This is a genomic window from Steroidobacter sp., assembly GCF_036402275.1.
GTDB lineage: Bacteria > Pseudomonadota > Gammaproteobacteria > Steroidobacterales > Steroidobacteraceae > Steroidobacter.
On record NZ_DASWTF010000036.1, the window covers coordinates 831,805 to 850,785 of the forward strand.

The window sequence follows — 18,981 nt, forward strand, 5'->3', positions numbered from 1 at the left end:
AATCAGAACGACAGCGAGTCGGGTCGCTCGTTGCGCAGGATGCGATTCTCGCGCGCGGGCGACTTGAACATCTGGCCGTCGCCGGTGCGTGCGCCCTGCTTCTCGCTCACACCCGAATCCGGAGTGAAGCCCGATGCGGCGGGACACTGCACGTTGCCACTCATGCGGAAGGACAACGCTGCTTGCAGGCGACGCTCCAGCGGGTCGCCAAGTTGACGATCGAAGTCGTCCGCCACCGAGCAGCCCGGCAGATCGACGCTGCCCACGTCGGGCGAGTTGTCCGGCGTGAAGCCATCCGGATACGAGCCGAAGTTGGCTGCGTTACGGCCTTCGAACTGGATCGAGAAGTACGTGGTGCCGCAGTTGTCCTGCGGATAGAAACCATACGGCTTGCCGCAAGTCGTCGAGCCAATCTGATAAACATCGAAACCCACGCCGCGCAGGCTGTTGATGATGGACTCGCTCGCCGAGCAAGTGTTGTTGCCGGTGATGACGTACACGCGATTCAGGTTCAGCGTCGGCAACGACGTGCCCGCGGGCGCGCCACCGGGCAAGCCCACGGTCCGGGTATGAAATGGCGTTGGCGCGAGCGGTTGGCCCGTGACCGGATTCGTGCTCGTATGTTTGTCGTTGAACACCAGTCGCTCGAACGGCTGGCCGGTGGTCATGGCCGGGCCGGCGATCATGTAAGCCAGCTCGCTGGCGAGATCGAGATAACCACCGCCGTTGTAACGCAGGTCCAGAATCAGGTCTTGAACGTTGGCGGCGCGCAGCGCCGTCATCGCATTGAGCAACTGTGTCTCGGCGGTGCCGATGTGATCGTTGAACACCATGTAACCGACCGGCACGCCGCCCTGATCGATGACCGAGGTCGTGAGCACTGGCTGGTGTGTGACTTCCACGCTGGTCAGCTGGATCACTCGCGTAGCGCCAGAGGTCTCGCGAATCGTGAACGTATGCGACTCGCCCGGATTGGCGGGAAAGAATGCGGCATTCAGCTGATCGACGGCCGAGCTCGTGTTTGCGTTGATCACGTCGACGCCGTCGGCGGTCAGCACTTCGGCGCCACGCATGACGTTCTGCGACGAAGCCGGCGAGTTCGGCTCGACGAATGCAACGACCACTTCGCGCGGCGGCGTGCCGGCGAGGATCATCCATTGCGCGCCGTAGCCGACTTCGACGCCGCTTGTGGACAGGTCTTCCCACACGTCGGTCGGATAAGTGAAGTGGAACTGATCCTTGTCCCGGCCGGACGGCGTGGTCAGCGGCGTCTTCAATTCTTCGAAATAAGCCTCGGTCGTGAAGCCCGTCGGATTGGTATCGGGCACTTCCGAGTACCAGAGGTACAGCTCGTTGGTCCACGAGCGCAGGAACATGTTTTGGGTGAAAGTTGAACCGGATCGGTCGGAGGTCCCCGCTCGCGGCGAGGCGCACTGATTCGCCAGCGTCGAGGACTGAGCGAACACGCCCCGGTTGTAGCTGACACCGCCGCTGATGCCGCCGTTGTTGCCGCCGGTATTACCGAGCGAGCCACTGCCACCACCACCGCCGCCGCAGCCCGCGACGGCCAACATCGCCACCAGCAATGCGCCTCGTCCCATCGATGCCATAGCCAGTCAGCTCCCTGGGTTGGTTCCCGCACCTTTTACTATATAGGTCATACCAAAAGTATGACAGGACACACATTTGCTCGCCCGGCCGCGTTCAGCGGCGGCGCGTCAACAACGGTTTGGGACCGCCCTCGACGCCGGCCAGCGCCAGCGATGTGAGCAACAATCCTTGCGGCCCCAGCCACGAGCGCACCGGTTCGTACCATTCATCGAGCGAATGTGCTTTATCGGCAATACCGCCGCCCGACGCCGTGATGGCGGGAATGCCCAATCCCATCGGCACATTCGCGTCGGTGCTGCCCGCGGTTGCAATCGGGGCTTTTTCACCCAAGGCCAGCAAAGCGCCCGTCCATGCCGCGGCAACGGCATTGTCACTACCGCCCGCGCCTGCCGGCCGATCGCCGAGCAACGTACGCTCGACGCGAACGGGCTCGGCGCCCCAACGCTTACCCTCCTCCACGCCGGCTCGGTCAGCCGCCGCCAGAATCTTTTCTTCGAGCGCGGCCAAAGCCGTCGCGGATTCTGAACGGATGTCCAACTGCAGCTGCGCCTTTTCGGCAATAGCGTTGATGGCCGTTCCGCCAGACACGATAGAAACAGTGAAGGTCGTCTTCGGCTCGGCGGGGGCCTGGAGATCGGAAATCGCGCTGATCGCCCGGCCCATGGCATGGACCGCGCTGGGCGTACCAAAGTTCTCGTAACTATGGCCGCCAGGCCCGGTGAATGTGACTTGCCAGCGATGGCTGCCCACGGCTCGCGTCACCACTTCCGACTCGCCGGGCGAAAGTCTTGGCGACTCCGTGCCGTCGACTGAAATAAAGCCGTCGATATCCTTTCGGTCGCGGAACAACGCTTTCACGCCCCGGAGATTGCCGAGCCCTTCTTCTCCCACCGTGGCAACAAACAAAATGTCGCCCTGAGTGCGCAGCTGGTGCTCTTGCATCGCTCGCAAGACGGTAAGCAGGACGGCGAGCCCTCGCGCGTCATCGCTGATGCCCGCGCCGTAGTATCGGTTGCCTTCCTTGCGAACCTTCACGTTGGTGTCCGCGGAGAACACGGTGTCGAGATGCGCCGACAGCACCAACAGGGGTCCGTTGCGGCGAGTGCCTGGACGACGCGCGATCACATTACCCTCGGCATCGATGTTGATCTCGCTGAGTCCGAGCTCGCGCAAGCGACGCACATAGTCGTTCGCACGGCCCTCCTCTTTACGTGACGGCGCCGGAATCTCGGCGATCTCGATCTGCTCGCGCAGCGTGCGTTCGTCGTCGCGACGGATCTGCTCCAAAGCCGCTTTCACGGCCGGCTTGCCACTGATGGTCTTCAACACAGCCGGCGAATCGGCCGCCAAGTTCTCCGCTTGGGCGTTACCAAACAAAGCACCCGACAAACACAACACGCTGGCGAGCACGAGGCTCGCCGATTTCCCAAATCGCATCGTCATCGTTACCTGCGGACGCCTGGCCGTAATGAAGCCGGCATTATGCCTGAGCCGGCAATGCAGGCGTCGGCGCAGCGGCCGGCGCGGCCGGCTGTGTGGCCTTGAGCAGGCCATCCAGCCCATTGCCCGACAAGCCCACTTCCTTGATCAGCTGATCGACCACCGGAGCGTACGCACGATACTTCAGCGCCGCGCCCACCGCTTGCTCGGCGAGATTGCCGCCTGACGCGCCGTTCGCGGAATCGCCCGCTTGCGCGCCGGCAGCACCCGTGTTGAGCCCGTCGACCTGCATGATGCGGATCGAGTCGATGTTCTGCATCGGACGCACCGCCTCTTCGATGATCTTCGGCAACGCCTGGATCAACGCGAGTTTCTCCTGCAGCGAGATCTGCGCGTTCGACAGCGTGTTGATGGCCTCGTTCAAAGCGCGCTTACCGGCAGCTTCCGCTTCGTAGTTCTCGCGGTTTGCTTTGGCGAGCGTGCGGATCGCGTCGGCCTTGGCTTCGGACGCCTCTTTCTCGGCCAGCGCGGACACTTTGACGCTGATGGCCTGACGTTCGGCTTCCTGCGACGCGAGCACCAGCGTCACTTGTTTCTCACGCTCGGCCTTGGCGACTTCCTCGGCGGTCTTCACGGCCTGCTCGGACTTCACGGCTTCCGCCAAAGCGAGGTTGGCGCTGGCCTGAGCCTTGGATTGTTCCTCGGACTTCTGCGCGATAGAGATGGCCTTGTTCTGATCGGCGATCTGCGTGGCGCGCTGCTGCTCGATCGAGGCGATCTGAATCTCGCGCTCGGCCTCGACTTCGCGTTGACGCACGGCCTGCGCCTTGGCGACTTCGGCTTCGCGAATTTGTCGCTGAGCGACGATTTTCGCTTCCTCGGATTCGCGCGCTTTCTCGGCCTGCACCTTGGCCACCGTCGCGGCCTGTTCGGCTTCGCGCGCCGCGACTTCTTGCGACTGCGCGAGCTCGGCGAAACGCTTCTGGCGATCGATCTCCAGCTGCAGTTGCTTGGCTTCGAAGTTCTTTCGCGAGATGGCCACCGTCGTGTCCTGCTCGATCTCGTTGCGCTCGCGGCTGCGGCGCTGGGTCTGCTCGGTGAGGCGGGTCAGACCTTCGGCGTCGAAGGCGTTGTTGGGATCGAAGAACTGCATGGCCGTCTGGTCGATACGGGTCAGCGACACGCTCTCCAGCTCCAAGCCATTCTTCAACAGGTCCTCGCTCACCGCGTTCTGCACGCCCTGGATGAAGTCCTGACGTTTGTCGAGCAGCTCCTGCATGGTCATCCACACGGCGGCGGCGCGCAGCGCGTCGACGAACTTGTCTTCAACCAGCTGCGACAATGCCTCGGGATCGATGGTGCGCTGACCGAGCGTCTGAGCGGCGTTCGCGATGCCTTCCTTGGTCGGCACCACACGCACGAAGAACGCGACAACCACGTCCACGCGCATACGATCCTTCGTGAACAAGGAATCCTTGCCGGAGCGCGTGACTTCCAGCTTCAGCGTATTCATGTTTACCAGAATCGTTTCATGGAACACCGGCAGCACCAGCGCGCCGCCGTCCATCACGACCTTCTGTCCGCCCAAGCCGGTGCGCACGAAGGCTCGTTCCTTCGAGGAGCGGCGGTACAGCCGCGATAGAAACATCAGCAGCACCAGCAGCGTCACGACGCCGATGCCCACCATGATCAAGACGTTCTCCAACGAATACGACATCACTTTGCCTCCCCGGCAACGTTAGCAAGCAGCATCAGATCAGGTCGGGCCAGGGATTCACGGCCCCGGCGAAGCGGTTGCCCGCGAGCTGTTTGGTGAGCAACACGCGTTCCCCGCTTTGAAACGTCATGCCCTCCGCCTCCGGCTCGACCATCACATACAACATCTGTCCGTGTTCGTTGGCCACCTTGGCCTGCGCCGGGAATCCCGGACGCGCGGTGCCCGTCACGATGGTGGCCACGCGGCCGACCAGCGACTCGAACGAAACCGCATACGTTTCGTCTTGAGGAATCAGGCGCGCCACGCCCGCGCCGAGCAGACGAACCATCGGCAGCGTCACGACGAACGCCACGATCGCCGCGATCAACGTCGGCGCCCAGAAGCCGAGCAGGGAATGAACGATGAGATTGAGGGCGAAACCCGCGAGCGCGAAGCACGCCAGGAACAGAATCACCAGCACCAGCAACGGCACCCGTCCGACGGACAGCCAGTCCAGCACCTTGTCGAAGGGCCCGGCAACTTCACCGCCCTCCGGAAACATCTGCTGCAACGATTGCGAAAGGCTCGCGCCGACCACCATCGCCAGACATTCGATGATGGCGATCAGCAGGAGCAGGCCGCTTGCCACCGTGAAAGGCCAGGTTTCTACAGCGAACAGCACGTGTTGTTTATCCCTCAACGTAAAAAGCTGTTGTGGGGAGTATCGGCACAAGGAGCCATCCATGCAACGCACTGCCGGTAAAAGGCCAGGGGTTACCGGCGAACGCGCTCGCCGGCGATCTTGTCATTTGACAAGTTATTATTTTAGTATTTGCTAAATTAATCAACCGCTACAGCGCAATGAGCATTTTCGCGGCTTTAGCAGATCCCACCCGACGCGGCATCGTTGAGTCGCTGGCGCGCGGCGCGCTCTCTTCCGGCGAGATCGCCGACCGCTTCGATATCAGCGCCTCGGCCATCTCCCAGCATTTGAAAGTGCTGCGGGAAGCGCAAATCGTGCGAGTCCGCGCCGAGGCACAGCGACGCATTTACGAGCTCGATCCGCACGGCGTGAACGAGCTTGCGCAATGGGTCGACGAGCTCAGGAGTTACTGGTCGAGCCGCTTCGATGCGCTGGAAGCGGAACTGCGCAAACCGGCAAGCAAACCGCGCAAGCGACGCAAGGAGATGTGATGGCCAAGTTCCAAACGCATGACAAGGGCGAGATGTCGACGGTTGCGTGTGTCACATTCACGCGCCTGCTGCCCGGTCCCATAGAACGGGTCTGGGAGTACTTAACCGATCCGAAGAAGTTGCCGACGTGGTTTGGCGAGGTGGCGTCGATCGAGCCTCGTCAGGGCGGCGCGGTGCGGCTCGTGAATGGTCACATTCGTGGCGTGGTCACTCAGTGGCAGCCGCCGCGCAGACTCATCTATACCTGGAATGTGTTCGAGCCCGGCGCCGGCGAAGACGCTGTTTCGCCCTACCCCGAGTCTTATCCGACCTTCGAGCTGGAGCCCAAGGGCAACGAGGTGCTGCTGACCTTCAAGCACTTTCCCATCCTCGATCGCTTCATCCCGCAGAACGCGATGGGTTGGCACACCATGCTCGACATGCTGACGGCGGCGCTGAAGAACGAGCCGATTAAGGAGCGCTCCGAGTACGTGACCGAGAATGCCGCACTGTACGGCGTGGATCTGAAGAACCTGGCGCGCTGAGCAAGTGCCATCTGCGCCGCAGGTCTCAACGAGATGCCGGCGCTTGCAAGTGATTCGCCACGCGAACCTTGTCGCGTCGGCCCGTCGCGGGGTCGGTGCGATGCAGATAGAACGCGGTTTGCTTGAAAGGCCCCTGCATCAGATCGAGCAGCATGGCCTCGGAAATCTTGTTCTCCTTGGTCGCGAATGGCGAGATCATCTCGACCAGCCACACGCGCTCGCCTGAGCGCCACTCTTCGTGCGTCAGCCGCTCGCCTTTCTCCAGTTTCGCCTCCGCCGCCTCCGACAGCTTCGCCCATACCGCCACACCCAGCGGTAACTGTTCGAGGCCCGCTTTGTCGATACCCACGGGCGCAAACTTCGCGGCATCGATGTTTTCCAATGCCTGCATCGGCCCTAACCGAAAGATTCGGAATTGTTGATGCAGGATCGGCGGCATCATCGACCACTCGATGTCCTTGATCTTCAGTTCCCGATGCGCCGGAGATTGGGACAACAACCACACAATCTGTCCCAACGCCTCGGCGATGGTTCGCGGCCCCCCCGCAGGCGGGCCAGCAGTTGCGCTCAATGTCGAGTTCACTTCACTCACAATTACATCACTCTGATTTCAGGAATCGATGTCAGAAGCTCCAAAGTGCGTCCGTCGATCTTTCGCCGCGGCTGCAGATCCAGGTGCGAAGAGCCTTCCGGCGAGAACGCGGCCATCGCTTCGACCATCTGCAAGCGACGTCGGACAACCGAGTCAAGGCTCGCATGCAATGCGCCTGGTTGCGGGCCGCTCGCACCAATATAAGCATCCTCCGTGCCCGCGATCGAGCTTTGATCCCAATCCGACCAGCGCCACGGACGACCAGTTGCAGGTTCACGTTGCTCTTGGCCCTTAGCGGCAACTCGAGTAGCACCCGGCGAGAGTTCGCTCGGCGCGACTTCAACGGCCTGCGGCTCGACTACATCGGCCGCAGCAAAGTCCATCATCGCGGCCTGGAAATCGCTGTCGGCGCTGCGATCGATCTGGTCGACCGGCGTCGTTCCACCTGTCAGCCTGTTGAAGAAGATCGACGCGTCCGATGCCAGCATCACGTCGCCGGCCAGTCCAGTCGTACCGTCTTCGCGAATGAATTGCGAGGTGGCGGTGATGACGTTGTCGGTCGCACCCGCCAGCGTCTGTCCGGTGAGAGTGCGAGTGAGGCTGATCGAGGAGATACCGTAGTCCGCGAGACGCTGCAACTCACCTTCCTGACTCACCCCGTCCTGATTCGCGTCGCGCCACAGGTGGAACTCGGCAAAACGCGCATCACCCGCATCGAACGAGCCATTCTCGTTGCTATCGTACGCTGCGAGCCCTTCGAGGTCGCTCTGCGCGCCCTCTAGGTCGTCCATGAACGAAATCTCACCGGCGTGCGATATGGCGCCATCGCCATTGCGATCCAGGGCGAGCACGGCATCGTCGGCGCCAATCCAACCGGTACGAGTCGCCGTTGCATCGGCGCTGGTGCGGAAATCGATAGTCGATTGCGCGAACGACACGAGTTCGACACCGTCGCCGTCGAGGTCTAGCACCACCGGTGGCGTCCAGGCGTTGCCGACCGTCACCTGAACGCCATTCGCGCGGAGCCCGATGATCGGCGAGGTCCTACCTGCCGAGTCGCGAACCCTGACGTTGATCTGCATCTGCGTTGTCTGGACGCTCGTGTAGTACTCCGGGCCTATCCAATTGAAATAGTACTCGTACATCACGGAGAGGTTGCCTGCGCTGTCGATACTGACGTTGCTGGGAGCTTCGAGCCAGTACTCACTGTGCCAGGGCCCATTTTGGACTCCGTCTTCGATGCAATACTTGTAGCTAGATATCAGCTCGATCGCCGTGGCGCCGCCTTCTGGATCGACACCGACAATTGAGCCGAGAGGACTCCAGACGCCTGGACCCATATTCGTTCCGGCAGCGCTGAAGTGAATCGACGGATCTTCGTTGCGAGGCACCACATTGAATGTCACCCAGTGTTGAGTGCTTCTGCCCTGGCCGATGGCGCCGCCATCCCAGGCGACTACTCGCACGCTGTAAGTGTGTTGGGCTTCATAGTCCAGGGCGGTGCGCCAAGAGAGCACGCCCGTTTGCGCGTCGATGCCGATGGGGCCCGTGTCGCCGGCGTCGATTTGGTAGCGAATCGATCCTCCCTCCGGATCGGTGGCAACCACCTGCGCGTTGACGCCCAGTGAGTTGCCGATTGCGTCACTCCTGAGGATGGGACCGGGAGCGCCCGGCGGGTTTTCGAGGGTGTAGTAACTGGTCGATGTAGCGCCGAAGGTCGGCGCTTCGTCGACGTTGCCAACATTGATGGTGAACTGTTCGAGGCGGTTGAGGCCGAGAGCATCGGTGACGCGCACGGTGATCGAGTGGCTTCGGTCGCCCGGGTTTTCATAGTTGAACGTGGCAGCCGTGGACAACACGCCGCTGCTGCTCAGCGTGAAACGCCCGCCTGCGCTGTCGACCAGCGAGTAGCTGGCGATGTTGTTTTCCGGATCGGACGCGAAGAACTGAGTGATCGCCGTATTCGGCGCGATGTTCTCCAGGATCGTCAGGTCACTTGCACGCTCCGGCCAGATATCGGTGGGCGCTTCGTTCACGTTGTTCACGGCGATAGTGAAAGTCTCCTCGTAGGTGAGACCGCCGGAATCCGTTACGCGCACCCGAATGTTGTGACTTTGATTGCTTTCATAGTCGAGCATCGTGCTGCCGGCGGTGAGCACGCCGCTGCTGCTCAGAGCGAAGCGACCGCCGGCGTTGTCGAGCAATTGGAAGCTCGCCGTGTCACCCGCATCGGCATCAGCTCGCAGCAGCGAGAATAACGACGTGCCCGCGGCCAGGTTTTCATCCACCGCCAGCGTGGCTGGGTTACCGGGCGCGTAGATATCCGTCGGAGGCGCGTTGATCACGATGTTCAGCGGTGTGGCGGCACTGGTGGCCGTTTGACCGTTGCTCTCGCGTGCAATCGCTACGATGGACAACGCCAGATCCTGCGACCAGTGGGTCGGGCCCTGGATCCGCAATCCCGGCAGTTGCGCCGGCGTGAAGCTCCAGGTGCCATCGTTCCTGTTGGTGCCGGCGCTGAAGGTGATTCCGGCAGGCACATTCGACACGATGATCTCTAGGGTTTCGGAACCGTCCTGATCGAAGAGCGCCGCCTGCAGATTGATCGCCCACGAGCCATTCAACGCGAACGTCGGTTGAGTCAACGGCGCCGTCGGCGTGGCAGCTGCCGCTACCGTCACCACAGGCACATCCGCCACTGGCGTCACGTCGAGCAGGAAAATGCGCGATGTGCTGATGCCGGCCGCATCCGTGGCGATCACTCGAATCGCCACTTGGCCGCTGGCGTTCGGTTGAGTGCTCACGGTCAGCGTGCGTGTGCCAGAAGCGTCCGCCGCGCTGATGGTCGGTGCAGTCACCACGCTCAAGTCTTCTACATCGTGGTTGTTCGGCCGCACCGCCTGCGCGACGACTGTCACTCCGGCAGCCGGCGTGTAGTCGTCTGTCACCGTGATGCTCAACGTGAGCGTGCCATCTTCATTGATGGTTTGATTGCTGATGTCGGGCACGACCGGCGATCTGTTGGGTTCCCAGGCCTCCTGCCAATCGTCATTGAACTCCGGTGTCTCGCGCAGCTCGTCGAACTCTTCCTGAGTCTCCGGCGGCGTGTACGGCCTCATGAGCTCCACCAAAGCCTCGGAATTGACCGTATCCGTCACGCGCTGGCCCGCGATGATGAAATCGATCTTGTAGTTTTCGCGGTCGTTCTGGCTCGAGAATCCATACCAGTTGGCGATGGTGGTGCGCACATCCGTGCCGATCACGGTGATGACCAAGTCGGTACCGATTTGCTGGAACCACAGCTGATCGGCGGTGATGCCCTCGTAGCCGATGACGTCGATATCCTCGCCGCTCGGATCGTAGTTATAGATAGTGTCCGCGCCGGACTGGAGGTTCATCAAATAGGTATCGTTGCCGAGGCCTCCGTCGAGAATGTCATTCCCGCTGCCACCGTCCACCGTGTCATCGCCAGCGTCGCCGTCGAGCGTGTCGCTGCCTTCGCCACCGCGGACGATGTCATTGCCGTCGCCGCCGTAAAGAACGTCGCCACCTGTGCCGCCGTCGATCGTCTCATCGCCCGCGCCGCCCCTAATGACGTCATGGTGGGCTGAACCGATGATGGATTCGATGTTGTCTTCGAAGACATCGCCGACCGCATCGCCGCTACTGCCGTTTGTGGTCGTCACGTCGACCGTCACGCCCGTGCTGGCCGATTGATACGAGACGGTGTCCCGGCCGCTGCCGCCCCGGAAACGATCCGCGCCGCTGCCACCGATGAGGTTGTCATCGCCGTCGCCGCCGATCAGATGATCGGCGCCCTCGCCGCCTTGCAACTCATCGTTGTTCGCGCCGCCATCCAGGTGATCGTCACCACTACCACCTTGCAACGAGTCGCCACCTGTATCCCCGAACAGCTCATCCGCGCCATCCTGACCGAGCAACGTATCGTCACCGTCGCCGCCGTGCACTTCATCCGCACCCGCGCCGGCGTCGATCGTGTCGTTGCCCAAGGCACCGATCAATAGATCGTCGCCGCCCATGCCGAATATCTGGTCGGCGCCGTCGCCGCCGTCGATATCGTCGTTCCGGTTCGCGCCAGTCAGCGTGTCGTCGCCGCCCTGTCCGAAAATGATATTGCGGCCGGCCTGACCGGTGATGACCTCGCCGCTCTGCGTGCCATAGAAATAATCGTCACGATCGAGGATCGTGAACGTGAACGTGCGGGTGAACGACAAGCCAGCGCCATTGCGATCGGTGACCGTGACCGGCACCGAGATGGTAGGCGTGGATTCGAAATCGAACGCCGCGCCCGCGCGCAACCGCAACGTCGCGCCATCGACGATCTCGAAACGAGGGTCCTGCACCGAGAACACAAAATCGTCGAAGTCGCCGGCATCCGGGGCGTCGACATCGCTCGCGCTCAGAGTCCCAAGCACGATCGGCGTCAATACGGTTCCTGCCACCGGATGGTCGCGCTCTTCGACCTCCGTGACGCCCGTGATCGCGATGTCATGCGGAGCATCGTTGACCGAGGCGACATTGACGGTAATGGTCTGCACGCTACGATTGTTATTCGCATCCGTGACGATGATGTCGAACCGATCCTGACCGTACAGATTCGCACCCGGCGTGTAAGTCCACGTGCCGGTGGTCGCTTCGATGGTCACTGCGCCGCGCGTCGGCTGTGTTTCGATGGCGTAGGAAACAATGTCGTCGTCAGGATCGATCGCACCCACCGTACCGGTGAGCGCCGTATCCTCGTTCGTCGACACCGTACGGTCGTCGACTCGCGGCGCGGCGTGGCCGCCGGTGTACCAATAAGTGCTGAGCAAATCCGCGACAGACGTAGGCATCGTGGACGGAGTCGCGCCGCCGTTAGCCTGCGACCAGCTGGTCATCGCATCGATCAGCGGCCGAGAATGCGCCGAGAACAACGACGCACCCTCCAGCATGATTTCGCGAACATTCGGGATGGTCGAAGCGAAATAGTTCTGCACCGTGATGCTGGACGTCCCGCCGATCACCGTGATCCGCAAATCGTTACCGGACTGGATCATCCAGACCCGGCTCGAATCGACGTCATCGATGGCAATCGTATTCGCGCCATTGGGGTCGTCGACGACCAGATCCGAACCGGAATCTGCGCCGAAGACGTACGTGTCGTCGCCGGCTTGGCCGAACAGATGATCGTCGCCAACGCCGCCATCCAGCACGTCATGGCCATCGCCACCGTGAAGATGATCGTTGCCCTCGGCGCCCACGAGTCGGTCGTCGCCCGTTTCACCGTGCAGATGGTCCGCGCCAGCGTCGCCGCCGAGAGTGTCGTTGTCTCCACCGCCGTATGCGGTGTCATCGCCATCGCCGCCAGAAAGCATGTCTTCGCCCGCGGCGCCGAACAACGTGTCGTTGCCAGCGCCACCCGCCAGCAAGTCCTTACCGTTGCCGCCGTCGAGCGTATCGACGCCCTCCTCGCCAGCGATATTGTCGTCGTTATCGCCACCACGCAGCGTGTCGTTGCCGACACCGCCGATCAACACGTCATCGCCGCCGCGCCCCTCGATGAGATCGTCGCCGCCGAGACCGGATAGCCGGTTGGCTCGTGAGTCACCACGCAATGTGTCGCCGTGACTGTTGGATCCGACCACGTTTTCGATCGTCGCGACGCCGTTCACCGCGACAATCGTGTCACCTGTTGCATGGCCACCCGAAGCGCTCGAAGCCGCGAGATCGATCTGCACGGCCGCGTTGGAGCTCACATAACGAATGGTATCGCCATAGGTGGCGCCTGCCGTTGGCGTGAGCCCCAGGGTCACCGAATCGCTGCCGCCATGGAGCAGGTCCGCGCCCGAACCACCTTCCAGCACGTCGTCGCCATCGCCGCCATACAGGCTGTCGTTTCCGCCGCGACCAGACAGCACATCGTCACCCCCGTGGGCGTAATGATGGTTGTCGTCGTTGTCACCGGCGAAGAAATCACTCGCGGCGGAGCCTTCTTGCGACTGCACGATGGTGGTCAGATCGATGGACAAGCCGTCGCGCAACTGCAAAGACTCGACCGCACGATTCGGATCGATCTGTTGTGTGATGATCACGTACGAATCGTCGCTGTACGTAATTCGCAGAGCGGTGTCCCACAGCCATTCGAACTTCAGGTCCGCCAGGCTTACGTCGCTGGTGAACTGGATCGTGTCATCGCCGCCGGCGATCTCTTGGAACACTTCGCGGACGCGCTGCGATCCATTGCCCGTTCTCGTCGGCGTCGTGCTGGCGCCACTACCTTCAATCCATGCATCCGGCCAAGCACCTGCATTGGGGGGTTCGGTTGCGGGCGCCAGATACACGAACGCCTGTTCCGCGGACTGGTACACAACTTCACCGGTGCCACGCCGTGTGACGGTCAGTTGGTAGTAGTAGAGCGGAATGCTGCTGCTCTCGTCGATCAGCGTGTTGTTCCAATGCGCCTCGAACAACAAGGTGTTCAGCGCGCCATTGACGTCGACGATCTCTTCGGTGACGAACGGACGTTCGTCGATCCAATCGAGCCCAGCGCCTGCGCCGAGCTCGTAGATGTCGTCACCGGCGCCGCCCATCAGCGTGTCGTCACCGGCCAAGCCACGCAGCACGTTCTGGCCGCCATCTCCGCCGAGCAGGTCCGCGTGCGCGGAGCCTTCGACGCCTTCGATATCGTCAAAAGTATCGCCAGCGGCTTCGCCGCTGCCGGTATGATCCGCGCCGAGCATCACACGCACGCCGACGCTCGATCCGGCGTATGAAGCAATGTCGATGCCAGTGCCGCCAACCAATGTATCGGCGCCCGCACCGCCGCCGAGCACATCGTTGCCGACGCCCCCATAGAGGACGTCGGTGCCAGCACCACCGCGCAATACGTCGTTACCGCCGTGGCCGGCAAGAATGTCGTTGCCGTCATTGCCGTAGATCGTGTCGTCGCCGCCGTTGCCGGTGAGCCAGTCGACGCCGGTGCCGCCGCTCAGCACGTCCGCGCCTTCGCTGCCGCCGCGCAGGTTCCAGCCGGAAATATCGTGATTGCCGGTCGCCACGAACACGAAGTTCTCGATGGCGTTACCGGTTGCATACCAGTCGCGAATGGTGATGCGATCAGCCACGTCGTCGAACGCCGTGGCCTCGTTGTTGCCAGTGACGGCGATCTGCAGATCCGAGCCGTTCTGCCGCAGCATCAGATCTTGAATGTCGATGCCGACGCCGAACTCCAGATGATCGTTGCCCGAGTCGGTCGCGACGGCGCCGTTCACCGCACCCAGGTGACGACGCAGGGTCCGCGTCATCGCGTCGTAATCGTACTGGCCGACCCACTGCGTACCGTCGTAGAAGACTTCACCGTTTTTGGAAATGGTGCCGCCTTGCTCGTCGCGCACGTAACCATTCATGTAAACGTCGTCGACCCACACGACTTCCCAATTGTCGACGTACTCATCGACGACCACATCGCGGCCGTCGCCGCGCAAATAGCGGAATATGTCGTCGCCCGCGCCACCCACGACGAGGTCATTCCCTCGACCGCCGACCACGATGTCCGAGCCGATGTCGCCATAGACATCATCGTCGCCGCCATCACCGAACACCGTATCGTGACCGCCGCCGCCGATCACCTTGTCCGTGCCGGAACCGCCAGCGACCCAGTCGTTGTCGTCGTCGCCGGCAACCAGATCGTTGCCGGTACCGCCGAAGCCGTAATCGTTGCCGGCGAGGCCATACATTAGATCGTCACCGTCGCCGCCATACATGAAGTCGGCTTCGTTGGTGCCGATGACAATGTCGGAAACCTCGGTGCCGACGATGAACGAGGCGATGTCACCGATGCGCACTTCATCGCCATCGGCGAATCTCAGCCATTCGACGCGGCGCGTGGATTCGAACCAGTCCTTGATGATCAGCTGATCGCCGGTGGGGCCGCGCGCCCCGGTGACCGGATCTTCGTAGGTCAGCGAGATGCGCAAGTCCTGCCCGACGCGCTCCATGATGAGATCGCGCATGGTGATGCCGGTTGTGAACGCTATGGCGTCTTCGCCACCCTTCACGGAGCCGTCGGCTTCATAATCGCCGCCGCCCGCCCAATTGCGCGCGAGCGAACCGTTCGCGATCTGTTGCAGTCGGTTGTGAATGGAGTCCTGTCCGGTCGCGCCCGGCGCTACGTTGTCCGACTCGTCGAAGATGCTGTCGACGTTGTAGCTGTACCCGAAAATGTATTGATCGGTACCCGCGCCACCGAACAAGCGCGGTGCACCGCCGGCGTCGCTGTCATTACCAGCGCCGCCGTCGATGATGTCGCCGCCCGCCCCGCCATGGATCCGGTCGACTCCGTCGCCACCACGCAGCCAGTCGCTGCCGCGCGAACCATAGAGAACGTCATCGCCCTCTCCGCCATCGAGCATATCGCCGTTGCTGGTGACGTCGAGCGCCGCGGCGATCGCCGTCGCGTCTGTATCGGAGAACGAATATTCCGCCGCGCCCGCGAACAGACGATCGTTGCCAGCTTCGCCAAACAACCAGTCGTCGAGCTTGCCGCCGACCAGCGTGTCGTTGCCATCCCCACCCTCGACATCGTTGCCCAGATCGCCGGCGATGATCGTATCGTTCCCGGCGCCGCCGTCGATGACAGCTGCGACATCGATCACATGCTGCGCGCCGGAGGCGGCGACGTCATCGATCGTTAAGCCCGTGGTGTTGTCAATCCGGTCGTCGACTACGGTGATGACATCGGCGCCGAGCGTGCCGACGATATGATTCTTGTCGTCATTGTCGATGGAATCGCCGAGCACGCCCAAGGTCGAGCCATCGGTGTCATAGAAACCGATCAGACGTTCGCGCGTCTCCGGTTCCAACGCGAATGCCACCATCGACGGATTGAACGCCTCGCCATCGAGCTTGCCGCTGTGCGCCTCATCGAGGAAGGAGTTCCAGCCGCCAATCCAATCGGTCTCGGCACGCTTGTGCAACCCGAGCTCCACGGCTCGCGCCAGCACCGCGGTCCATATCGCGCTGAACGTGCTGTCCGGCTGCCGCTGAATCAGCTGCCCGATGAGCGTCGAGTTCTGTAGAAAATTGGTGTATTCGAGCGCCGTATTGAGATTGCCGAGCAGCGCCTCGGTGCTGAAGGAGCTGACGATCTGCAGCGCTTGCGGATTAGGCAGCGTTCCGGCCGCCGATACCGTCAGTGCGTTCGGATCGAGCCCGGCCAGACGGAAGGTGCCAACCAGGGCGCGCTTTACGAAAATGTTTCCTCCCGCGAGCCGCGGGATCAAATCAGCCGTGGCCAGAGCCAGGCCGTAGTTCAAGACGTGCTGGAGATCGCTGGACTTGAACGCCGTCACGACCTGCCCCGAGCTGTCCTCGGCCCGGTACACCAGATTCTTCTGGTACGTGCCGTACGAGCCCAGTCGCACGCCGGCGACATCCAGGACGTTGGCGCCGCTCATGCCAATGACGGAATTTAGGATCTCGGCGGCACCGCCAGCGATGCTGTGTGCGCCCTCGGGTCTGGCCCCACCACTGGCCCAGGCCCAGGTGGCGCGAAACTCCCGCTTCATCGGATCCCAGCCCAAACCAGCGCCGGACTGCGGTGTCGGAGCGAACAAGGAGCCGACCAGCCCGCCGACGATGTAACCGACGAACGCACCGATCGCAATGCCGACCGGTCCCCACGGTGACCCGATCTCGGCGCCCGCCTTGGCGCCGCCGATAGCGCCACCGAGCGCAGCTCCCAGCGCCGCGCCGATCTGCCCTTCAACCGTGTCGAAATCGATGACTTGCGACGCCAACCAAGTGCCGACGAAGCCGCCGGCGGCGTTAGCCAACGAGCCGCCGACACCTTGGAACACCTCCGCGGCGGTACTCGCGCCGTTTGCGATATTCGAGGCAATCTGGGCGATGGCCGCGCCGCCGGTGGACGACAGCACGGCGCTCAGGTCCGCGGACAAACCGAGCTCATCGATGAGCTCGCCCCAGAGATAAGAGCTCACCGCGCCAGCGCCCGCGGAGATAAGCTCGTCGGTGAAGTCCCCCTTGAAAGCATCCGCCAGACTCAAGCTCTCGTCATCGATCGCCTGCCCGATGTTCATGCCGATCGTGCCGAGCAACGTGCCCACGGCCATCGACTCCCATGGATTGCGAATATCCATGAAGCGCGTCAGGTTCGAGCCGAGGATCGAGCCAAGCGTGGCAAAGTCGACCTGGTAGAGCTCCTTGCCCAGCCTCAGCTCGGGCTCCGGAATATCCACGTCCACGATGTTGCCGTTGGCATCGAGATGGACGCGCTCTTGGATATGCAGAGCGGGTGCGTCATCAGCTGCATCCGGCGTGAGCCGGATGTCCTCGCCGCCTTCGTAATCGATGCCACCGTCTACAGGATTGCGACGTGCGATCGCATAACTGAAAAACTTGTTTCTGAAGCCGATCAGCTCCAGAACGAACCTGAAAAAATCCCCGACCCGAAACGCCCCGCCCCAACCCACCGGGGGGGCCTCGACTACATATCGATCCGCTCTGCCGTCCAGGCGCGTTGCCGTGATGATCATCCCCTGTTCGGTGATGGTGACGGTGCCCTCGCCCTCGTCCGTTTTGATATAGGCGGAAAGATCGACCTCCGTGCCGGTCATGTACTCGTGCACTATCTGGTAACCACTGCGGTAGTGGCCGGAAAAGCGCAAGCCGAGCTCGTGCCCCATGAATGCGAAATCGACGAGGTCCGTGAGGGTCTCCACCGGCCCAAGGATGGGATTGAGCCGGGTGGTGAGCCGTTCGATCAGCTCCCGCGCCACCGCGCTGAGCGGCACACCTTGGCCAGCGGGAGTCGAGAGCCCCAGCAGGTAATGTTTCATGACCTGGCTGAACGGCATGGCGTCGGCGCCCGTGCCGATGGTTGTGGCGGCGTAATGGTCCATCCGCTGCCTGTGGAGCTCTCCCAATTCAGCAAGCAGCCGACTACGTTCGGAGCCTGTCGCTGCGTCGGCCCGGCGAGTGACGTCGTCGATCTGCAGGTTGAGATCCGCGATCGCGCTGTCAGCCGCATCCATTGTCGATAGCAGATAGGTCCTCGCATCTACAGTCGAACTGCCCAGATTCACGCCGCGCGCCGCTGCATCCGTGATGAGCGCTCGGTATGCGTCGCGCGATTGCGCCGTACCGTCTGTCTGAGCCAGCCTCCCGCCACCGATGTCCACCAGAACCTTGCGCTCGGTCGCACGCTCCGGATCCAGTGCCGAATTCATCACGCGGGTATTGTGGTCGTCGAGGATGTCACGCAGCGCCTCGGCGTCGGACGGCGCCACGTACAACCTTTGCGCTCTGCGCTGAACAGCTCGCTGGGCCGCCTGTTGATCAACAAGATCGGCGCCGGCCCACGCCGGGGCGTTTGTCTGCTGCAGGTATGCGAGGTCGCGTCCGTTGTAAGCGAGCCGCTTACCGCGTTCAGACGCGGTATCCATGAAGTTGGTGCTGCGGAACTGGATATCTATGATCTGCTCGCGAAGTGCATCCGCGACGTTGGTGCGCAAACGATCGACCGTGGCTGCATCGGCTGTGCCGTTTCTGAAGGCAGCGATATCCGCAGCGTGATCCTGGGCAAACTGCGTGTATCTGGTGTTCAACCGTTCCTTGACGGCATCCGTGTAAGACGGATGGCTGCCGTTGTGCTGAGAATTGCCGTCTGGAATGAAATCGGCGGGCAACGATTGCAGGTTGTCCGGGCTATCGAGGTCGAGCAGTATCGGCGCGCCGGGTAGTCCCTGCAGGTCCTGCAGCAGCGCCACCAGCTGCGGACGCCCGCTACCGGTGAACAGCTCCTTAGGAATCGTGTGATTGGCCTGATAGGAGATATTGCTGGGTCTGCCGCCGACGTTGCTTACTACTGCCGCCATGGTTGCAATCCGTTGAGTTGAGTTTGTCGC

8 protein-coding genes are annotated in these 18,981 nt (G+C 62.2%); 2 read left to right on the forward strand and 6 right to left on the reverse strand.

Annotated features, from left to right (window positions below):
• Positions 1 to 2 precede the first annotated feature (2 nt).
• From VGD45_RS23285 to VGD45_RS23300, 4 genes are all read right to left on the reverse strand, one after another.
• On the reverse strand, positions 3 to 1,610 hold the full coding sequence (locus VGD45_RS23285; RefSeq protein WP_331157754.1) for a S41 family peptidase: 1,608 nt from the start codon (positions 1,608 to 1,610) through the stop codon (positions 3 to 5).
• A gap of 94 nt (positions 1,611 to 1,704) precedes the next feature.
• Positions 1,705 to 3,054 (reverse strand): M20/M25/M40 family metallo-hydrolase, encoded by a 1,350-nt coding sequence (locus VGD45_RS23290; RefSeq protein WP_331157755.1) that lies wholly within the window; start codon positions 3,052 to 3,054, stop codon positions 1,705 to 1,707.
• Between the two features lie 37 nt (positions 3,055 to 3,091).
• Complete coding sequence (locus VGD45_RS23295) at positions 3,092 to 4,768, reverse strand: flotillin family protein (protein WP_331157756.1); 1,677 nt, start codon at positions 4,766 to 4,768, stop codon at positions 3,092 to 3,094.
• A 34-nt stretch (positions 4,769 to 4,802) separates the two neighbouring features.
• Positions 4,803 to 5,429 (reverse strand): YqiJ family protein, encoded by a 627-nt coding sequence (locus tag VGD45_RS23300; RefSeq protein WP_331157757.1) that lies wholly within the window; start codon positions 5,427 to 5,429, stop codon positions 4,803 to 4,805.
• 179 nt (positions 5,430 to 5,608) lie between these two features.
• Here VGD45_RS23300 and VGD45_RS23305 point away from each other — a divergent pair, with 179 nt between their 5' ends.
• Together VGD45_RS23305 and VGD45_RS23310 are read left to right on the forward strand one after the other, a co-directional pair.
• On the forward strand, positions 5,609 to 5,941 hold the full coding sequence (locus VGD45_RS23305) for a metalloregulator ArsR/SmtB family transcription factor (protein WP_331157758.1): 333 nt from the start codon (positions 5,609 to 5,611) through the stop codon (positions 5,939 to 5,941).
• Positions 5,941 to 6,465 carry an SRPBCC family protein gene (locus tag VGD45_RS23310; protein WP_331157759.1) on the forward strand — a complete coding sequence of 175 codons (525 nt, stop codon included), beginning with the start codon at positions 5,941 to 5,943 and terminating at the stop codon, positions 6,463 to 6,465. The genes VGD45_RS23305 and VGD45_RS23310 overlap by 1 nt, the downstream gene beginning before the upstream one ends.
• A gap of 25 nt (positions 6,466 to 6,490) precedes the next feature.
• Here VGD45_RS23310 and VGD45_RS23315 read toward each other — a convergent pair whose 3' ends face one another.
• Both VGD45_RS23315 and VGD45_RS23320 read right to left on the reverse strand, forming a co-directional pair.
• Positions 6,491 to 7,036 (reverse strand): toxin-activating lysine-acyltransferase, encoded by a 546-nt coding sequence (locus VGD45_RS23315; protein ID WP_331157760.1) that lies wholly within the window; start codon positions 7,034 to 7,036, stop codon positions 6,491 to 6,493.
• A 23-nt stretch (positions 7,037 to 7,059) separates the two neighbouring features.
• Positions 7,060 to 18,951, reverse strand: coding sequence for a cadherin domain-containing protein (locus tag VGD45_RS23320; protein WP_331157761.1), 11,892 nt, complete (start codon positions 18,949 to 18,951; stop codon positions 7,060 to 7,062).
• Positions 18,952 to 18,981 lie beyond the last annotated feature (30 nt).